This is a genomic window from Streptomyces colwelliae, assembly GCF_048158785.1.
GTDB lineage: Bacteria > Actinomycetota > Actinomycetes > Streptomycetales > Streptomycetaceae > Streptomyces.
In genome coordinates this window covers 1-2,681 of sequence record NZ_JBLTJC010000675.1, presented here as the reverse complement: position 1 = coordinate 2,681, position 2,681 = coordinate 1, and the positions used below count along the sequence as shown (strand labels likewise).

Below are 2,681 nucleotides of genomic sequence, written 5' to 3'. Positions count from 1 at the left end.
TGTCCATCCCGTAGGAGCGGGCGAAGGAGAAGGGGGAGGTGGTCTCGCCCTCCTTCGCCGTCCTGAACACCACCTTCCCGGACGGGAGTTGGGCGGCGAGCGCCGCGCACAGGTCCTCCGCGGTCAGGGCGGCTGCGGCGGGGGCAGTTGACCCGGACGCGGTGACCGGACGGTCCGGACGCGGTGACAGCTGACACGGGGCAGCTGAGCGCCGCGAAAGGTATCGAAAGGTATCGGACGGGGGGTCGGAGCGCCCGTCGGGAGACCGCTCCCGGCGGGCGCTCCGGCGCGCGCCTGACACGCCTGGGCGTACGCCCAGGTTGAACAGTTGAGCTGTGCAGCCCCCTGAGGGATGGAAACCCCACGAAGTTGGGTAAAAACGCTGTGGTGGCGCCACCGCTCATGATTCCCTCTAAATCACCAACGCAGCCCCAACGCAACCCCTCGGGCGCCTGCAAACACCTTCTCCTCACTGGGCTGACCGGGCCGTTGTCCCGGTGTCGGCCGGGGTGTGCCGGACCCCCACACCTCCCCTTACCTCCCCTTTCTTTGCGTGCTAGCGGAGCCGATCCATGCTCACGACCCTGAAGACCTCCTACACCGATACGCGCGCGGCCGACCTCGCCTGGACCCTGGGGCGCGAGCCGCTTCCCGCCCTGGCCACGCTCGATCTCGAACTGGCCGGTGCGAAGCTCCAGTTGAGACTGCTCGGCGCGTCCCACCAGGTACTCCTGGACGAGGAGCGGGGCAGCTGTTCGGAGACGGTCGCGTGCATCCCGGGTTCCAGCACGCCGCTGCCGCTCGGGGTGGCCAAGCGGTTCGGCGACTGGGAGTACGAGTTCGCGGCCCGGGTCGAGGTGCTGTCCCCGGGGCAGTTCGCGGGCCGCGCCCAGGAACTGCTGGCCCTCGTCGCCGACCATCCCAACGGCCTGGCCGGGGTCTTCCCCGGCAGCCCGCACGCCTTCACCGCGATGCTCGCCCAGCGGCACGAGGGCCACGTGCACTGGCGCACCTGGCACGCCTATCCGCAGGACGGGCAGCTGGTGGCGACACGGACGCGGGTGGGGGTGCGGGTGCCGGTGGGGCATGGCGTGCCCTCCCCTGTATGAGTTGTGCGGCCGGCACCGACCCCGGCCGTTGTAAACACATTCCACACGTGTGGGTGACGAAGCGTGCCCGTCATGTGACGTAACGTCGCAGCGTGATCGAACCGCACGCGCCGGCCCGGCCGGGTACCCAGCCACCGTGGGCAGGCCCCGCGCGGCTGCCCGTACGGCCGGGCACGGGCCGGTTCCTGGTGCTCGCGTGCGTCTTCGTCTGCGCGGCCTGCGGACTCGTGTACGAACTCGAACTCGTCGCCCTCGCCTCGTACCTGATCGGCGACTCGGTCACCCAGGCGTCCGTCGTCCTGTCCGTCATGGTGTTCGCGATGGGCATCGGCTCGCTCGCCGCGAAACGCCTGCGCTGGCACGCGGCGGCCGGTTTCGGCGCGGTCGAGGCGGCCCTCGCGCTGATCGGCGGGTGCAGCGCGATGGCGTTGTACGCGGTCTTCGCCTGGACCGGGAACTGGGGCGGGCTGTGGGCGCAGGGCCCGCGCTGTCTCCTGGTCGCGTTCTCCCTGGCCATCGGTCTGCTGATCGGCGCGGAGGTTCCGCTGCTGATGGAGTTGATCCAGCGGATCCGCCGTCAGGACGCGGGGGGTGCGGTCGCCGATCTGTTCGCGGCGGACTACGTCGGTGCGCTGGTCGGCGGGCTGGCGTTCCCCTTCCTGCTGCTGCCGTTCCTGGGCCAGCTGACCGGCACCCTGCTCACCGGCACGGTCAACGTGGTCGCCGGCGGCTCGCTGGTCCTGGGTCTGTTCCGCCGCGACCTGACCCGCCGGGGCCGCTGGCTCCTGGTCATCGCCAACCTCACCGTCCTCGGCCTGCTCGCCTCCGCCGCCGTACTGGTCGACGACTTCGAACGGGCCGCGCGGCACGCGGTCTACGGCAAGGACGTCCGCGTCGCGCTCCAGACCGACGTCCAGGAGGTCGTCCTCACCGGCGGCGACCACGGCCGTCCCCTGGACCTCTTCCTCGACGGCCGCCTGCGGGTCAGCGGACGCGACGAGAACCGCTACCACGAGGCACTCGTCGCCCCCGCGATGAACGGCCCCCACGCGCGCGTGCTCGTCCTCGGCGGCGGCGACGGTCTCGCCGCCCGCGAGGTGCTGCGCCACCGGGGCGTGCGCCGCGTCGACATCGTCGAACGCGACGCGGGCGTCGTCCGGCTGGCCCGCCACGATCCTGCTCTGTCCGGTTTGAACGGTCATGTCTACGACGACCCGCGCGTCCACGTGACCACGGGCGACGCCTTCGACCTGCTGCGCGGGGTCCGCCCGGGGTCGTACGACGTGGTCATCGCGGATCTCCCCGACCCCGGCATCACCGCCAGCACGAAGCTGTACTCCCAGGAGTTCTACGGCCTCGCCCGCCGCGCGCTCACGGACCGGGGGCGGCTGGTCGTGCACGCCGGGCCGGTCTCCTCCCGGCGCCATGTCTTCTGGACGGTGGTCGCCACGGTCCGCGCGGGTGGCTTCCATCCTGTTCCCTACCGCGTCGGCGGGCGGGCGTCGGGGTTCGCGGCGGGGCCCGACCGGACGACCGGAGCGGCTCGGGCTCCGCGGGACTGGGGGTTCGTGC

3 protein-coding genes are annotated in these 2,681 nt (G+C 71.9%); all 3 read left to right on the top strand.

Translation table 11 applies throughout. The features are described from left to right. The first annotated feature begins 38 nt into the window (after positions 1 to 38). Positions 39 to 194, top strand: coding sequence for a hypothetical protein (locus ACNFOC_RS53040; protein WP_416966117.1), 156 nt, complete (start codon positions 39 to 41; stop codon positions 192 to 194). 378 nt (positions 195 to 572) lie between these two features. Then, positions 573 to 1,109, top strand: a complete 537-nt coding sequence (locus tag ACNFOC_RS53035) for a DUF2617 family protein (protein ID WP_416966116.1) — start codon at positions 573 to 575, stop codon at positions 1,107 to 1,109. 92 nt (positions 1,110 to 1,201) lie between these two features. Next, on the top strand, positions 1,202 to 2,681 hold a 1,480-nt coding region (locus ACNFOC_RS53030; RefSeq protein ID WP_416966115.1), incomplete at its 3' end, for a polyamine aminopropyltransferase.

Coding starts and splice junctions, on each gene's coding strand:
- ACNFOC_RS53035 (WP_416966116.1), top strand. CDS start 573: ATGCTCACGACCCTGAAGACCTCCTACACCGATACGCGCGCGGCCGAC.